17 protein-coding genes are annotated in these 15,676 nt (G+C 72.6%); 12 read left to right on the top strand and 5 right to left on the bottom strand.

Features of this window, described 5'->3' with window-relative positions:
- Positions 1–20: 20 nt before the first annotated feature.
- Genes dprA through ACFV4N_RS16820 form a run of 3 tightly spaced genes read left to right on the top strand, consistent with a single transcriptional unit; the run spans position 21 to position 3,147 of the window.
- The gene (dprA, locus tag ACFV4N_RS16810) at positions 21–1,169 is read left to right on the top strand and encodes a DNA-processing protein DprA (RefSeq protein WP_499673435.1); all 1,149 of its coding nucleotides are present in this window, start codon (positions 21–23) and stop codon (positions 1,167–1,169) included.
- Positions 1,170–1,202: 33 nt separating this feature from the next.
- Positions 1,203–2,180: a tyrosine recombinase XerC gene (locus ACFV4N_RS16815; RefSeq protein WP_499673436.1), complete on the top strand. Its 978-nt coding sequence runs from the start codon at positions 1,203–1,205 to the stop codon at positions 2,178–2,180.
- On the top strand, positions 2,155–3,147 hold the full coding sequence (locus tag ACFV4N_RS16820) for a FliA/WhiG family RNA polymerase sigma factor (RefSeq protein WP_499673437.1): 993 nt from the start codon (positions 2,155–2,157) through the stop codon (positions 3,145–3,147). The genes ACFV4N_RS16815 and ACFV4N_RS16820 overlap by 26 nt, the downstream gene beginning before the upstream one ends.
- Before the next feature lie 366 nt (positions 3,148–3,513).
- Here the strand turns inward: ACFV4N_RS16820 and ACFV4N_RS16825 are convergent, their stop codons facing one another.
- A complete protein-coding gene (locus ACFV4N_RS16825) occupies positions 3,514–4,203 on the bottom strand; it encodes a M23 family metallopeptidase (RefSeq protein WP_499673438.1) in 690 nt (229 codons plus the stop codon).
- A gap of 377 nt (positions 4,204–4,580) precedes the next feature.
- On the opposite strand from ACFV4N_RS16825, the gene rpsB reads away from it, so the two are divergent.
- From rpsB to ACFV4N_RS16850, 5 genes are all read left to right on the top strand, one after another.
- Entirely contained in the window at positions 4,581–5,411 is an 831-nt protein-coding gene (gene rpsB / locus ACFV4N_RS16830) for a 30S ribosomal protein S2 (RefSeq protein WP_499673439.1), read from the top strand.
- 100 nt (positions 5,412–5,511) lie between these two features.
- Positions 5,512–6,327 carry a translation elongation factor Ts gene (gene tsf, locus ACFV4N_RS16835; protein ID WP_499673440.1) on the top strand — a complete coding sequence of 272 codons (816 nt, stop codon included), beginning with the start codon at positions 5,512–5,514 and terminating at the stop codon, positions 6,325–6,327.
- Positions 6,328–6,453: 126 nt separating this feature from the next.
- Positions 6,454–7,164 carry a UMP kinase gene (gene pyrH, locus ACFV4N_RS16840; protein ID WP_499673452.1) on the top strand — a complete coding sequence of 237 codons (711 nt, stop codon included), beginning with the start codon at positions 6,454–6,456 and terminating at the stop codon, positions 7,162–7,164.
- A gap of 48 nt (positions 7,165–7,212) precedes the next feature.
- Entirely contained in the window at positions 7,213–7,770 is a 558-nt protein-coding gene (gene frr, locus ACFV4N_RS16845; RefSeq protein WP_499673441.1) for a ribosome recycling factor, read from the top strand.
- Positions 7,771–7,852: 82 nt separating this feature from the next.
- Positions 7,853–8,701: a phosphatidate cytidylyltransferase gene (locus ACFV4N_RS16850; protein ID WP_499673442.1), complete on the top strand. Its 849-nt coding sequence runs from the start codon at positions 7,853–7,855 to the stop codon at positions 8,699–8,701.
- Here the strand turns inward: ACFV4N_RS16850 and ACFV4N_RS16855 are convergent.
- Both ACFV4N_RS16855 and ACFV4N_RS16860 read right to left on the bottom strand, forming a co-directional pair.
- Entirely contained in the window at positions 8,698–9,624 is a 927-nt protein-coding gene (locus ACFV4N_RS16855; protein ID WP_499673443.1) for a VOC family protein, read from the bottom strand. The genes ACFV4N_RS16850 and ACFV4N_RS16855 overlap by 4 nt on opposite strands.
- Positions 9,625–9,719: 95 nt before the next feature.
- Positions 9,720–10,505, bottom strand: coding sequence for a VOC family protein (locus ACFV4N_RS16860; RefSeq protein ID WP_499673444.1), 786 nt, complete (start codon positions 10,503–10,505; stop codon positions 9,720–9,722).
- Positions 10,506–10,587: 82 nt separating this feature from the next.
- On the opposite strand from ACFV4N_RS16860, the gene ACFV4N_RS16865 reads away from it, so the two are divergent.
- Both ACFV4N_RS16865 and ACFV4N_RS16870 read left to right on the top strand, forming a co-directional pair.
- Entirely contained in the window at positions 10,588–11,334 is a 747-nt protein-coding gene (locus ACFV4N_RS16865) for a class I SAM-dependent methyltransferase (protein WP_499673445.1), read from the top strand.
- A 106-nt stretch (positions 11,335–11,440) separates the two neighbouring features.
- The gene (locus tag ACFV4N_RS16870; RefSeq protein ID WP_499673446.1) at positions 11,441–12,424 is read left to right on the top strand and encodes an aldo/keto reductase; all 984 of its coding nucleotides are present in this window, start codon (positions 11,441–11,443) and stop codon (positions 12,422–12,424) included.
- Between the two features lies 1 nt (position 12,425).
- Here the strand turns inward: ACFV4N_RS16870 and ACFV4N_RS16875 are convergent, their stop codons facing one another.
- Entirely contained in the window at positions 12,426–13,067 is a 642-nt protein-coding gene (locus ACFV4N_RS16875; RefSeq protein WP_499673447.1) for a PadR family transcriptional regulator, read from the bottom strand.
- 171 nt (positions 13,068–13,238) lie between these two features.
- Between ACFV4N_RS16875 and rlmN the strand changes: the two genes are divergently transcribed.
- On the top strand, positions 13,239–14,345 hold the full coding sequence (rlmN, locus tag ACFV4N_RS16880; RefSeq protein WP_499673448.1) for a dual-specificity RNA methyltransferase RlmN: 1,107 nt from the start codon (positions 13,239–13,241) through the stop codon (positions 14,343–14,345).
- Positions 14,346–14,417: 72 nt separating this feature from the next.
- Here rlmN and ACFV4N_RS16885 read toward each other — a convergent pair whose 3' ends face one another.
- Positions 14,418–14,816 carry an SgcJ/EcaC family oxidoreductase gene (locus ACFV4N_RS16885; RefSeq protein ID WP_499673449.1) on the bottom strand — a complete coding sequence of 133 codons (399 nt, stop codon included), beginning with the start codon at positions 14,814–14,816 and terminating at the stop codon, positions 14,418–14,420.
- Positions 14,817–14,911: 95 nt separating this feature from the next.
- Between ACFV4N_RS16885 and ACFV4N_RS16890 the strand changes: the two genes are divergently transcribed.
- Positions 14,912–15,550: a TetR/AcrR family transcriptional regulator gene (locus ACFV4N_RS16890; RefSeq protein ID WP_499673450.1), complete on the top strand. Its 639-nt coding sequence runs from the start codon at positions 14,912–14,914 to the stop codon at positions 15,548–15,550.
- Positions 15,551–15,676 lie beyond the last annotated feature (126 nt).

Consider the following 15,676-nt stretch of genomic DNA (forward strand, 5'->3'; position numbering starts at 1 on the left):
CGGCCTTCCGGGGGTCGGCGATGAGCGGCGATGAGCTTCGGCTGGCCCGTGCCTACCTCTCCCGGGTGGCCGAACCACCCGCTCCCGCCCTCGTGTCCTTCGTCGCCGAGGTCGGTCCCGTCGAGGCCGCGGCGAGGGTCCGGGCCGGTGACGTCCCCTCCGCCGTCGACAGCCAGACCTCCGCCCGCCGTGCCGAGGACCGGGCCGAGCGCGACCTCGAACTCGTGGCCCGGGTCGGGGGTCGGTTGCTGATCCCCGAGGACGAGGAGTGGCCGAGGTGGCCGTTCAACGCCTTGGCCATCGCCGCGGCCAACGGGCTGCGTTGCGGTCTCGAACCGCTGGCCCTCTGGGTTCGCGGCAGGCGCGACCTCGCCGAGTTGACCCGGCGGGCCGTCGCCGTGGTGGGTAGTCGGGCCGCGTCCGACTACGGGCAGCACGTGGCCGGTGAGTTCGGGTTCGGGCTCGCCGGGGCAGGGGTCACCGTGGTCTCGGGCGCCGCTTACGGCGTCGACGGCGCGGCGCACCGGGGTGCCCTCGCCTCGGGCGGTCCAACCGTCGCGGTGCTGGCCTGCGGGGTGGACCTGGCCTACCCGGCCGGTCACCGGGTGCTGATCGACCGCATCGCCGACCAGGGCCTGGTCGTGAGCGAGTACCCGCCCACCCACAGCCCGGCGCGTCACCGGTTCCTGACCCGGAACCGGCTCATCGCGGCGCTGGCCGAGGGGACCGTGGTCGTCGAAGCCGGGCGGCGCAGCGGGGCCAAGAACACGGCGGCGTCCACCTCGGCGCTCGGGCGGGTGCTCATGGCGGTGCCCGGCCCGGTCACCTCCGCCAGCTCGCTGGGCTGCCACGAACTGCTGCGGTCCGGCGAGGCGCTGCCGGTGACCAGCGTCGCGGAGGTCCTCGAATCGACCGGCAGGCTCGGCGTCGACCTGGTCGAGTCCACTCGGAACACCGACACCGGGCCGCCGCAGGGTGACGCGATGCGGGTCTTCGAAGCCTTGGGGCTCTCGTCCGGGTTCAGCCCCGAAACCATTTCGGTCGAGTCCGGTGTCGAGCTGAAGCGAGTGCGGGCTCTGCTCCCGCAATTGGAACTGGCCGGTCTCGCAGTGCGCGCGGAGACAGGTTGGAAGCGCTCCCAGGAGGTGAGTTGGCGTGGCGATACTTGACCAAGTGCGTCCGAGGGCGCAGCGTCTGGGGCTATGTCCCCGCCGCCGCCAGCTCGGGCACCCAGAGTCGACCTCGTGCGCCTGCGCCGCGGGCTGCCGGCCGACGTCGGGGCGGCGCTGGACCGCTACGAACGCCACCTGTCGTCGGAGCGCGCGTTATCCCCTCACACGGTTCGCGCTTACCTGGGTGACGTGGTGGCTCTGCTGGTCCACCTGGCCGGTGGCGAGCCCGAGCACGCCACCGTCGAAGCCGTTGACCTGGCAGGTCTCCGGTCCTGGCTGGGTGCCCAGCACTCGGCCGGCACGAGCCGCACGACGCTGGCGAGGCGCGCGGCCGCCGCCCGCGCGTTCACCGCGTGGGCCGCCCGGACCGGTCTGCTCGCCGACGACCCGGGCTCGCGGCTGACCGCGCCCCGCCCGCACCGGACGCTGCCCCAGGTGCTGCGGCCGGAACAGGCCACCGCCGCCCTGGCAGCAGCAGAAGTAGGCGCGGAACAAGGCGATCCGGTTGCGCTGCGTGACGGAGCCGTGGTGGAGTTGCTGTACGCAACAGGTATCCGGGTCGCCGAGTTGTGCGGTCTCGACCTCGACGACGTGGACTACTCCCAAAGGGTGATTCGGGTTCTGGGCAAGGGTAGTCGCGAACGCGTGGTGCCGTTCGGCGTTCCGGCCGAACGGGCAGTACGTCGCTGGGTGGAACACGGCCGATCTGCGCTGGTCAACGACCGTTCACAACGGGCACTGCTGCTCGGTGCTCGCGGCGGCCGGCTCGACCCGCGCACGGCCAGGAGGATCGTCCACGACGTGGTCACCGCGATCCCCGAAGCGGTTGACACCAGCCCTCACGGCCTGCGCCACTCGGCAGCCACGCACCTGTTGGAAGGGGGAGCCGACCTGCGCACCGTCCAAGAGCTCCTTGGTCACGCTACGCTCGCAACGACTCAGCTATACACACACGTCACCGTCGAACGGCTGAAGGCGATCCATGACCGAACCCACCCCCGTTCCTGACGTCGCAGGGGGAGGTTCGCGGACCGCAACCGTGACCTCTCCTTCCGCCGCGCGCGTCGGGACCTCGTCGGAGGCGAGCACCCCCGCCGGGGTGAACGGTCACCACGTCGACGACGAGCCGCCGCACAACGGGCACGCCGTGAGCACAGGTGGTAGACCGGCGCACCCGGCCGCTGAGTCGCGCACGGCCGACGACGTGGAAGCCGGGATCATCGCGCTCTGGCACACCTACGGCGAGTCCAGGAAGCAGGCCCTGCGCGACCGCCTGGTGCTCCACTACGCCCCGCTGGTCAAGTACGTGGCGGGCCGCGTGGGCACCGGCCTGCCCGCGCACGTGGACGTGGCCGACCTGATCCAGTCGGGCATCTTCGGCCTGGTCGACGCGATCGAGAAGTTCGAACCTGAACGTGGGCTGAAGTTCGAGACCTACGCCATGCAGCGCATCAGGGGCGCCATCCTCGACGACCTCCGCTCGCAGGACTGGGTGCCGCGCTCGGTCCGCAGCCGGGCCCGCGACGTGGAACGCGCCCTCGAACGCCTCGGCGCCAGCCTCCAGCGCACCCCGACCGACCGCGAACTCGCCGCCGAGCTGAAGATCGGCCTCGCCGAGCTGCGCGAGCTGTACGCCCAGCTCCAGCTCACCAGCGTGGTGGCGCTCGACGAGCTGATCGCAGCGGGTCGCAGCGCCGGCGGCGCGGGCTCGTCCCTGGCCGAGTCCCTGCCCGACGAGGGCGCCGAGGACCCGATCGCCACGCTCGTCGACCAGGACAGCCGCCGCCAACTGGCCGACGCCATCGCCCAGCTCGCCGAACGCGACCGCGTCGTGGTCACCCTGTACTACTTCGAGAACCTGACCCTCGCCGAGATCGGCAAGGTGCTCGGGGTGACCGAATCCCGCGTCTGCCAGCTGCACACCCGGGCGGTCCTGCGCCTCCGCACCAAGCTCAACGAGCAGTTGGAGAGCTGAGCCCGGAGCCCGGAGCCCGGAGCTTGGAAGCCGGAAGCCGGAGGCTTGGAAGCCCGGAGCCTGGAGCCCGAGGGGCGGAGCCTGAGGGGCGGAGCCTGAAGGCTGGCGGGCGGGGAGCTGGCGGGCTGGAGCCCGAAGCCCGCGGGCTAGAGCCCACAGCCAGGCCGGGACCTGGTTGCGGAGCCCGGGCCGGGGCCTGACTGCGGGGCCTGACTGCGGGGCCTGACTGCGGGGCCTGAGCGCGGGGGCTGAGCGTGGAACCTAAGCGCGCTGCCTGGCCGCGCTGCCTGGCCGCGCTGGCTGATCGCGCTGGCTGGCCGCAGAACTCGACCCCGCTGCTGGCGGAGCTAGCGCTGGGCAACGCGCTCAGGGGCGGTTGGCCCTCGGCGAGGCTCTTGGTCTGCCACTGGTCGAGTTCCTGGTTGGCCACTGGTCCGGGTGCGCCGGCAGCAGGCGGGTTCGGGGTGGGGTGAGCAGGCGCAATGGGTCCAGGTGTTGGCGGGGGTGGGGTGGGTCCGCCCTGAGCGCGCCCCAGTGCAGGCATGCCTCCGCCGGGCAGTTCCGGTGGCCCGCGCGCAGCGTCCCCACCCGTTCGCCCCGTCGCACGAGCTGACCTCGGACCACGGACGGGTCCACCGGCTCGTAGGTGGTGCGCAGGCCGCCCGCGTGCGCCACTGACACCAGTGGTCGGTCGGCCACCTGGCCCGCGTGTGCCACCACCCCGTCCCCGGCGGCCAGGACCTCCGCACCCAGGGGCGCGCGGAGGTCCACGCCCCGGTGGCCTGCGGCGTAGGGGGTGGGTGGCGCCTCGAACGCGCGCACCACCTCGTGCGGTGGCGCCAGTGGCCAGCCGAAGCGGGTTGGTCGGGGGTGGGGGTCGGCTCGGGCCGGTGTCGGGGTGAGGAGGGGTGGTGCCAGGAGCGCTGTGATGACGAGTGCCGTGGTGACGAGCGCTGTGGTGAGGCGCGCCTTGGTGTCCAGCGCCGTGGTGACGGGAGCCGTCGCGGCGGGCTTCCTCAGGGGCTGGACCAGCGGTGTTCGGGGTGGTGGGGTCATGGGTCCACGGTGCTCGGGGTGTGGTGGGGCGGCCAGGGGGTTCTTCGGAACTGTGGACAACCGCGGGGGCTGTGGACAGCCGGCCGTGAGGGCTGTGGACAACTGTCGGGGCCGGTTCGTGGTTCCGACCCTCAACGGCGTACACTCGTCCCGCGCCCCGTGTAAGTGCAGGGCGACTTCGCGTGCCACTGCAGATCCGACCCGCGTCCCGTGGTCGAGTCACGGCGTCCGGCGGTCCCGAGGGTCGGTAAGACCCTCTGGTTCGGGCGACGGCAATGGCACCAGGGCGGCGGTCCACCCCGGCCCGCCGCGACGAACCGGAACGCGTGCCGGCCGAGATCGCCGGCGCGCCCGAACGAAGAGGTGCGAACCCGGCCATGGCCGTCGTCACCATGAAGCAGCTGCTCGACAGCGGCGTGCACTTCGGGCACCAGACCCGGCGCTGGAACCCGAAGATGAAGCGCTACATCTTCACCGAGCGCAACGGCATCTACATCATCGACCTCCAGCAGACGCTGTCGTACATCGACCGCGCCTACGAGTTCGTGAAGGAGACCGTCGCGCACGGCGGGTCCATCCTGTTCATCGGCACCAAGAAGCAGGCGCAGGAGGCCATCGCCAACGAGGCCCTCCGCGTCGGCATGCCCTACGTGAACCAGCGCTGGCTGGGCGGCATGCTCACCAACTTCTCCACGGTGCACAAGCGCCTCCAGCGGCTCAAGGAGCTGGAGTCGATGGAGCAGACCGGCGGTTTCCAGGGTTTCACCAAGAAGGAAATCCTGATGATGAACCGCGAGAAGGACAAGCTGGAGCGCACGCTCGGCGGTATCCGCGACATGTCCAAGGTGCCCAGCGCCGTGTGGATCGTGGACACCAAGAAGGAGCACATCGCGGTCGGTGAGGCGCGCAAGCTGAACATCCCGATCGTGGCGATCCTCGACACCAACTGCGACCCGGACGAGGTCGACTACCCGATCCCGGGCAACGACGACGCGATCCGCTCCGCCGCGCTGCTGACCAAGGTCGTGGCCGAGGCCGCCGCCGCCGGTTTGATGGCGCGTTCCGGTGCTCGCACGCAGGTGGCCGACGGCGCCGACAAGCCCGAGCCGGGCGCCGACGAGCCGCTGGCCGAGTGGGAGCAGGAGCTGCTGGTCGGCGCCGAGGCGACCGACAAGCCCGCCGAGGGCTCCGAGGCCGTCCAGTCCTGACCCGGCCGCACGCCGCGCCCCTCCTCCACACCAGCGGAGGGGCGCGGCGTGCGCACAGAACCACCCGCGCGTAAACCGCAGAAGGAACGGATTCAGCACGATGGCGAACTACACCGCCGCTGACGTGAAGCGCCTCCGCGAGCTCACCGCCGCCGGCATGATGGACTGCAAGAAGGCGCTGGAGGAAGCCGACGGCGACTTCGACAAGGCGGTCGAGATCCTCCGCATCAAGGGCGCGAAGGACGTCGGCAAGCGCGCCGAGCGCACGACCTCCAACGGCCTGGTGCAGGCGGAGGACGGCGTGATGATCGAGCTGCGCTGCGAGACCGACTTCGTCGCCAAGAACGCGGACTTCCAGGCGCTGGCCTCCCGCATCATCGAGGTCGCCAAGGCCACCCGCCCGGCCGACGTCGACGTGCTCAAGGCCACCGACCTCGACGGCCAGTCCATCGACGCGGTCGTCCAGGAGTTCTCGGCCAAGATCGGCGAGAAGCTGGAGCTGGCCAAGGTCGCCGTCTTCGACGGCAAGGTGACCACCTACCTGCACCGCCGCGCCGCCGACCTGCCGCCCGCCGTGGGCGTCGTGGTCGAGTACACCGGTGACAACGACGAGGCCGCCCGCGGCGCCGCGATGCAGATCGCCGCGATGCGCCCCCGCTACCTCACCCGTGACGAGGTTCCGGCGGACGTGGTCGCCAACGAGCGCCGCATCGCCGAGGAGACCGCGCGCGAGGAGGGCAAGCCGGAGGCGGCGCTGCCCAAGATCGTCGAGGGTCGCGTGAACGGCTTCTTCAAGGACGTCGTGCTCCTGGAGCAGTCGTCGGTGACGGAGTCGAAGAAGACGGTCAAGGCCGTGCTGGACGAGGCCGGGGTCACCGTGACCCGCTTCGCCCGGTTCGAGGTCGGCCAGGCCTGATCCACGTGGGGGCGGGGTTGCGCGCGAGGTCGCGACCCCGCCCTTGCCGTGTCCAGAGGAGGACCTGTGAGCGCAGAGGTAGACCACGACCGCGGTGAGGACCCGGCCCCCGGCTACCGCCGGGTGATGCTCAAGCTGGGCGGCGAGATGTTCGGCGGCGGCGGCGTGGGCGTCGACCCCGACGTCGTGCAGACCGTGTCCCGCCAGATCGCGGCGGTCGTCCGAACAGGGGCCCAGGTCGCCGTCGTCATCGGTGGCGGCAACTTCTTCCGGGGCGCCGAGCTCCAGCAGCGCGGCATGGACCGCAGCCGCGCCGACTACATGGGCATGCTGGGCACCGTGATGAACTGCCTCGCCCTCCAGGACTTCCTGGAGCGGGAGCACGGCATCGAGACGCGCGTGCAGACCGCGATCACCATGGGGCAGATCGCCGAGTCCTACATCCCTCGCCGCGCCATCCGGCACCTGGAGAAGGGCCGCGTGGTCATCTTCGGCGGCGGCGCGGGCATGCCCTACTTCTCCACCGACACGACCGCCGCGCAGCGCGCGCTGGAGATCGGTTGCGAGATCGTCCTGATGGCCAAGGCCGTGGACGGCATCTACACCGCCGACCCCAAGGTGGACCCCGACGCGCTGATGTTCGACAACATCACCCACCGCGAGGTGCTGGAGCGCGGCTTGAACGTGGCCGACGCGACCGCGTTCAGCCTGTGCATGGACAACAACATGCCGATCATGGTCTTCAACCTGCTCACCGAGGGGAACATCGCACGAGCCGTGCGTGGTGAGAAGATCGGGACGTTGGTGAGCACCCCCGGTGGTCGTCCGTCCTTCTAGACCTGCTGGGATCCGAGCCGAACAGCGCACACCCCAAGGGAGTCAGCCGTGATCGACGAGACCCTCCTCGACGCAGAGGAGAAGATGGAAAAAGCGGTGTCCGTGGCCAAGGAGGACCTGGCCTCGGTGCGCACCGGCCGCGCCACTCCCTCGATGTTCGCCCGCATCGTCGTCGAGTACTACGGTTCGCCCACGCCGCTGAACCAGCTGGCCAGCGTCGCCATCCCCGAGGCCCGCATGGCCGTCATCAAGCCCTACGACCAGAGCCAGCTCAACTCGGTCGAGAAGGCCATCCGCGACTCCGACCTGGGCGTCAACCCGAGCAACGACGGCACGGTCATCCGCGTGGTGATCCCGCAGCTGTCCGAGGAGCGCCGCCGCGAGATGGTCAAGGTGGCCAAGGGCAAGGGCGAGGACGCCAAGGTCTCCATCCGCAACATCCGCCGCAAGGCCAAGGAAGAGCTGGACCGCCTGGTCAAGGACGGCGAGGTCGGCGAGGACGAGGGCACCCGCGCCGAGAAGGAGCTGGAGAACGTCACGCACCGGTACGTGGCGCAGGTCGACGAGCTGGTCAAGCACAAGGAAGCCGAGCTGCTGGAGGTCTAGTGGTGGCGTCGGCTGCGTCCGGTCGGTTCCCCGGCCGCACGCCTCGCTCGGCCGGTCGACGGCCGTGATAGGAGCACAACAGGTGTCAGGCGGTGAGCGGGGCGCGCCGGGCAAGAGCGCATCACGCGCGGGGCGCGACCTGCCCGCGGCCATCGCCGTGGGTGTCGGCCTCGGCGCGGTCATCCTCGTCGCGCTGTTGACGGTGCGCGAGCTGTTCATCGGCGTGGTCGCGGCCGCCGTCGCGGTGTCCACGTTCGAGCTGGCGGGCGCCCTCAAGCGCGGCGCGGGCATCCGGGTCGCCCTGGTGCCCGTGCTGGTCGGCGGGCAGGCCGTGCTGTGGCTGGCCTGGCCGCTGGGCCGCGCCGGGGTGCTGAGCGCGTTCGTGGTCACCATGCTGGTGTGCCTCCTGTGGCGGCTGAAGGACGGCGCCGACGGCTACCTGCGCGACGTCACCGCCTCGGTGTTCACGGTGGCCTACGTGGCGGTGTTCGCCTCCTTCGCGGTCATGCTGGTCGTGCCCGAGGACGGGGTGTTCCGCGTCCTGGCGTTCCTGATCGGCGTCGTGCTGTCCGACACCGGCGGTTACGTGGCCGGCGTCCTCCTCGGCAAGCACCCCATGGCCCCCACCATCAGCCCCAAGAAGTCGTGGGAGGGCTTCGCGGGCTCGATGGTGGCGGGCATGGTGGGCGGCGTCCTCACCGTCGGCCACCTGCTGGGCGGCCAGTGGTGGCAGGGCGTGCTGTTCGGCGCCGCGATCGTGGTCACGGCCACGGCGGGCGACCTGGTCGAATCGCTCATCAAGCGCGACCTCGGCATCAAGGACATGGGCACGTTGCTGCCCGGTCACGGCGGGCTGATGGACCGGATGGACTCGCTGCTGCCGTCGGCCGTCGTCTCCTGGCTGCTGCTGCACCTCTTCGTGCCCGCCTAGGCGCTCCGGCCCACCTCCAGGACCCGCTGGTGGGGGTCCACCAGCGAGAACCGCGCGCCGCACGGGTCGCGCAGGATCGCGGTGCGGCCGTGCGGCGAGTCGAACGGCGGCACCTCGACCGCGCCGCCCAGGGCGATCGCCAGCTCGGTCGCCGCGTCCACGCCCGCGGCCGGGTCGACGGCGAAGTGGACCACCCAGCGCGACGGCGGGGTGCCGGGTGGCCTGCGCCGGGAGGGCGCGGCGGCGGTGAACGCCAGGCGGGACGGGTCGCCGGCGCGGTGCCGCCCCTGGCCGGTGGCGAGGTGCCGGCCGGTGGCGAGGTGCTGGTCGGCGGCGCGGTGCTGGTCGGCGACGTGGTGCGGCTCCTGGTCGGTGAGGTGCGGTCCCCGGTCGGCCCGGTGCGGCCCGTGGTCGCCGGTCGGCGAGAGGCCCCTCGTGCCGCCCTGCCGCTGCTCCCGGTCGAACACGCCGCCGTAGAAGCGGGTGGCCGCCGCCGTGTCCCGGGTCAGCAGTTCGACGCGGCTCAGCGCGCCGGTCCGGCCGGTGGCCAGGGACCGGTCGGCGGTGGGCTGCCAGAAGCCGACCGCCGCGCCGGTGGGGTCGGTCGCCAGCAGCGCGCGGCCCGCGCCGGGCAGGTCCACCGGGCCCGCGACGACCTGCCCGCCCAGCGCGGCGACCCGGTCCCGGACGGCGTCCACGTCCGGCGCGTGCAGGTAGAGCAGCCAGCCGGGTGGCACGCCGTCGGACGCCTCGTAGAGGCCCGCGACCCGCTCGCCGCCGTGCCGCGCGACGGTGTAGCCGTGGTTGAGCGGGTCGAGGGACACCTCGAAGGACCACCCGAGCAACCTGCCGTAGAACTCCCGGCTCGCGGCCGGGTCCTCCGCCGAGACCTCCACCCAGGCGGGTGTTCCGGGCACGGGCATGGCGCACCTCCTCGCACACGTGTTCGAATTCGTGCGAGACGGTACGCCGGGGGTACGACAAAAGGCGCAGCGGCGGAGGGCGGGGTGACGGGGGCTCAGTCGTCGAGGTCGTCGATGCGGGCCGCGTAGTCGTCCTCGGTCACCGGGGTGGCGCGGGACGGGTCGATCACCGAGAACACCGCGCCGGAGTGGTCGGCGACCACGGTGATCCGGCCGAACGGCGTGTCGTACGGCTCCACGGTCACCCGTCCGCCCAGCTCCAGGACCCGGGTGGCGACCGAGTCGGTGCCGATCTCGGGCGCGGCGGTGAAGTAGACCATCCAGTGCGGCGGGGTGCCCGGCTCGAACGCGCGGCCCATCCGCTGCCTGCCGAGCACGGTGTTCCCCTGGACCGCCCACAGCGTGTAGTCGACGGCCTGGCCGTCACCGATCTGGGTGATCTCGAAGCCGCACAGCTCCTGGAAGAACGCGTCCGCCGCCTGCCCGTCGCGGGTGTTCAGCTCCGCCCACGCGTACGCGCCGTGCCCGTCGGTGCCGAACAGCCAGTCCGACGGCACGTGCCGGAAGCCGACGACCGCGCCGGTCGGGTCGGCCAGCACGGTGACCAGTTCGGACGGCTCGCCGAGCACCGACCCGCCCAGCGCGTGCGCCTTCTCCGCGGTCGCCCGCGCGTGCGGCGTGTTCAGGTACAGGGTCCAGGCGCTCGGCTCGGCCGCGGCGACCAGCTCGGCCACCGGCAGCCCGTCCACCACGGCGACCGTGCGGCCGTCGACGTCGGAGTAGTACCAGCCGAACAGGCCCGTGTAGAAGTCGAGGGTGGCCTGGAGGTCGGTGGTGGCGAGGTCCACCCAGCACGGCGCGCCGTGGTGCAATTCGGCCAAAGCGGGAGAATTCGGGACGATCGACACCGCGTGCCTCCTGGTAGCCGACGATTCGATCACGCTACGGCTCTAGAGTCGTCCCGTGAAGGGATTCGTCCGCGCGGCCTTGGCCGCGGTGCGCCCGGCGGACGTGCTGCCGAGCCCCAACATCTGGCACTGGCCGGAGGTCTACGAGGTCGAGAACCGCGCGCAGGACGTGCACGGCGCGATCTGGGCCGCGCTGCGCGAGGAGTGCGACTGGGCCGGCCGGGACGTGGTCGACGTGGGCTGCGGCGACGGGTTCCACCTGCCGGTGTTCGCGGCCGATGCGCGCTCCGTGACCGGGGTGGAGCCACATCCCCCGTTGGTGGCACGTGCGCGGGCCCGCGTGGCGGAGGTGCCGAACGCCGAGGTGGTCGCCGGCCCGGCCCAGCGGCTGCCGCTGCGCGACGCGAGCGCCGACCTGGTGCACGCCCGCACGGCGTACTTCTTCGGCCCCGGCTGCGAACCCGGCCTCCGCGAGGCCGACCGAGTGCTGCGGCCCGGCGGCGCGCTGGCGGTGGTGGACCTCGACGGCCTGGCCGCGCCCTACGGGCCGTGGCTGTGCGCGGACGAGCCCCGCTACGACCCGGTCGAGGTGGAGCGGTTCTTCGCGGACCAGGGGTTCTCGCTGCGGCGGGTGCGCGCGCTGTGGCGGTTCGAGCGGCGGGCGGACCTGGAGGCGGTGCTGCGCATCGAGTTCTCCGGCGCGGTGGCGGAGCGGGCCGTCGCGGAGACGCCCGGCCTGGCGTTCGAGGTGGGCTACCGGGTCCACGTGCGCCGCAAGCCCGCCGGGCTCGTGCTGCCCTGAGGGGGCGAGGGGCGGGGGAGCAGGGGCCGCTGCGCCGGCGGAACTGTGGCGCGGGCGACGCGGTCCTGGGCTGCGATTCGTGGGAGCGCGCACATAGGATCGGCCCGTGGAGCAGAGGAACGCGGGCAGGTTGGGTCGGCAGGTCGGCGTCGTCGGGCTGGGCTGCTGGCAGCTCGGCGCGGACTGGGGCCGCGTCGAGGAGTCCGACGCGCTCGCGGTGCTGCACGCCGCCGCCGACACCGGGGTCAACTTCTTCGACACCGCCGACGTCTACGGCGACGGCCGCAGCGAGGCCCTGGTCGGCAAGTTCCTGCGCGAGCGCGGCGACTCCGGCATCACGGTGGCCACCAAGATGGGCCGCCGGGTCGAGCAGGTCCCGGAGAACTACACCCGCGAGAACTTCCTGGCCTGGAACGACCGGTCGCGCGCCAACCTCGGCGTGGACACGCTCGACCTGGTCCAGCTGCACTGCCCGCCGACGCCGGTGTACTCGACCGACGAGGTGTTCGACGCCCTCGACGAGCTGGTCGAGGCCGAGCGGGTCGCCGCCTACGGCGTGAGCGTGGAGACCGTCGAGGAGGCGCTGACCGCGATCGCCCGGCCGGGCGTCGCGAGCGTGCAGATCATCCTGAACGCGCTGCGGCTCAAGCCGCTGGAGCGGGTGCTGCCCGCGGCGGCGGAGGCCGGCGTGGCGATCATCGCCCGCGTCCCGCTCGCGTCGGGCCTGCTGTCCGGCAAGTACACCGCGTCGACCACGTTCGGCGAGGACGACCACCGCAACTACAACCGCAACGGCGACGCGTTCGACGTCGGCGAGACGTTCTCCGGCGTGCCGTTCGAGGTCGGCCTCCAGGCGGTGGACCGGCTGCGCCCGCTGGTGCCCGGGGGCGCGACGGTGGCGCAGTTCGCACTGCGGTGGATCGTGGACCAGCCGGGCGTCACCGTGGTCATCCCGGGCGCCCGCAACGCCGACCAGGCGCGGGCCAACTCGGCGGCCGCGGACCTCGCCCCGCTGTCCGCGGAGGCGCGGGACGAGGTCCGCGCGGTCTACGACGAGCTGATCAAGCCGCTGGTCCACGACCGCTGGTAGTTCACTCGTCCGTGTCGTCTTCCTCGACGTCCAGCTCGCCCAGGATCGCGTAGAGCTTGCGGCGGGCCTCGTTGAGGACCTCGACGGCACGGGTCTTCTGCTCACGCGTGCCCGCGTGGGCCATCTGCTGCATCGCCGAGCCGAGGTGGCGCGACGCCGTGCGCAGCTTCGCGGCCTGGACGTCGATCTCGTCGTTGACCTGCTGCCACGGCGGCGCGCCCTCGTGCGCGGCCGCCTCGGCGCGGCCCGACCCGGTCAGCGTGAACAGCTTCTTGCCGCCCGCCTCCTCCTCGACCGAGACCAGGCCCTCGTCGGCCAGCAGTTGCAGGGTCGGGTAGACGGAGCCGGGGCTCGGCCGCCACAGGCCGTCCGTGCGCCTGCCGATCTCCTGGATCATCTCGTAGCCGTGCATCGGCCGTTCGGCCAGCAGCGTCAGGACGGCCACGCGGACGTTGCCCTTGCGCTGCCTGCCGCGCCCGCGGCCGTGCCCGAAGAAACCGGGCGGCTCGGGCGGGATGATCGGCGGACCGGGGGGACCGGGGAAGCGGCCGGGCCCGAAGCCGCCGCCGAAGCGCGGGTCGCCCGCGCCGCGACCGCGGTGGTGCCGGTGCTCGTGGTGGAGGTGTTCGTAGGGGAAGTGCATCGTTGACTCCTATCGGCGATCGGTCTTGACGTATCAACGATATATCGGAACCTATCGCTATGCAACGCCGATCTGTTGTTGACCCGGTCCGGCGTGCCCGGCCGCCCGTGTCCGGGCACACGGGCGGCCGGCTTCGAGGAGGTCGCCCGGCGTGGGAGACTGGGAGGTGCCATGACTGCCCTCCCCCTCGTCTTCGACGCGCCCAAGCGCGGTCTGCCGCCGCGCCACCTGGCCGACCTCCCCGCCGACCAGCGCCGGGAGGCGGTGGCCGCGCTCGGTGAGCAGCCGTTCCGCGCCCGGCAGCTGTCGAACCACTACTTCTCGCGGCTCACCGTCGACCCCGCCGAGATGACCGACATCCCGGCGGCGGCGCGCGAACGCCTGGTCGCCGAGCTGATGCCGCCGCTGTGGACCGAGCTGCGCAGCGTCGAGGCGGACGGCGGGACGACGCGCAAGACGCTGCTGCGCGCCCACGACGGCACGCTGGTCGAGAGCGTGCTCATGCGCTACCCCGACCGCGCCACCCTGTGCATCTCGTCGCAGGCCGGCTGCGGCATGGCGTGCCCGTTCTGCGCCACCGGCCAGGGCGGCCTCACCCGCAACCTGTCCACCGCGGAGATCGTCGACCAGGTGCGGCGCGGCGCGGCGGCCATGCGGGACGGCGAGCTGCCGGGCGGGCCGGGGCGGCTGTCGAACATCGTGTTCATGGGCATGGGCGAGCCGCTGGCCAACTACAAGCGGGTGGTCGAGGCGGTCCACCGCATCTGCGACCCGGCGCCGGAGGGGCTGGGGATCTCGCAGCGCTCGGTGACGGTGTCCACGGTGGGCCTGGTGCCCGCGATCCGGAAGCTGACCGAGGAAAACCTCCAGGTCAGGCTGGCGGTGTCGCTGCACACGCCGGACGACGAGCTGCGCGACACGCTGGTGCCGGTGAACACCCGGTGGAAGGTCGCGGAGGTGCTGGAGGCGGCGCGCGGCTACGCGGACCGGACCGGCCGCCGCGTGTCCATCGAGTACGCGCTGATCCGGGACGTCAACGACCAGGGGTGGCGCGCGGACCTGCTGGGCAAGGTGCTGCGCAGGCACCTGGGGCAGCTCGTGCACGTGAACGTGATCCCGCTGAACCCGACGCCGGGCTCGAAGTGGGACGCCTCGCCGAAGCCGGTGGAGCGCGAGTTCGTGCGGCGGGTCAAGGAGCAGGGCGTGGAGTGCACCGTGCGCGACACGCGCGGCCAGGAGATCGCCGCGGCCTGCGGCCAGCTCGCCGCCGAGGGCTGAGCCTCACTGCCGAGGGCTGAGCCTCGCTGCCGAGGGCTGAGTCACTGCCGAAGGGCTGGGCCTCCCCGCTCCTCAGGTGCGGACCGGCGTGGTGTGCGCCAGCGCGATCCGCCACGCCGCGTCCTTGACCAGCACGAACGACATCCGCCCGCGCTCGCCGAAGGCGCCGGTCGACTCCTTGGCCGACTCCGCGCGCCCGTCGGAGACGTGCTTGACCACGTCGGCCAGCGCCACGTCGGGTCGCAGGAACGCGACGTCGACCACCTCGTGCCGCGTGGTCACGTCGGCCAGCGGGGTGCTCAGCGCCGCCGCCATGGCCTCCCGGATCCGCTCCCGCCCGCGCACCCGCCGCCCGCCGAAGTTGACGATCACGCCGTCCTCGGCGAACAGGTCCGGGAAGCCCGCCGGATCGCCCTGCAACCGCTCCGCGTCCGCGATGAGCCGCCGGATCGCGTCCTCGTCCCCGCCCATGGCACCCTCCGACCTCTGACCGGAGCGCTTCGCTCCGTTTGATCTCCACGCTAGACCGGAGCGGAACGCTCCGCAAGTGGCTACGATGCGACACCGTGAGCCGTCGCGAAGAGGCCGAGCGCAACGACCGCGCCCTGCTCGAAGCCGCCCGGGAGGTGCTGGCGGTGGACGGCGCGCACGCCTCCGTCGCCGCCGTCGCCGCGCGGGCCGGCGTGGGGATCGGGAGCCTCTACCGGCGCTACCGGAGCAAGCAGGAGCTGTTCCAGCACCTGTGCGAGGTGGCGCTGGACCAGTGGCTGGAGGCCGCGGAGGAGGGGCTGGCGCGCGCCGACCCGTGGGAGGGCCTGGTCCACTACGTGAGGACGGGCGTCGCCTCCGGGTCCGGTTCCCTCGGGCCGATCGCGGGGACCATCGAGGTCACGGCCGGGATGGCGGCGAGGATGCGCCGGTCGGACGAGCTCCAGGACGCCCTGGTCGCCCGCGCCCACGAGGCGGGTGTGCTGCGCCCGGACGTCACGTCGGTGGACCTGTCGCTGCTGATGGAGCAGCTCGGCAAGTCGCCGCTGCTCGACCAGGTGCGGCGCCAGGGGCGGGAGGACCTGCTGCCGGAGGCCGTGGCCGCCCGGGACCGGCTGGTGGCCATCGCGCTGGCGGGGCTGCGGCCGGGCGCGGGCGAGCTGCCCGGGTCGCCGCCGGACGACCGGCTGCTGACCGAGCGGTGGGCGCACGGGTAGGGGCGCAGGGGGTGGGGGAGCGGGCGCCCGCGCCCCCCGGGGCCCACCACCGCGTTCAGCTTCCCCGGCGCCACGGCGGACACGAAGCCCCCGATCGAGTCCGTCACCCGCCCGGACGGGCGGTTG

The sequence above is a fragment of the Actinosynnema sp. NPDC059797 genome, assembly GCF_042732085.1.
GTDB lineage: Bacteria > Actinomycetota > Actinomycetes > Mycobacteriales > Pseudonocardiaceae > Actinosynnema.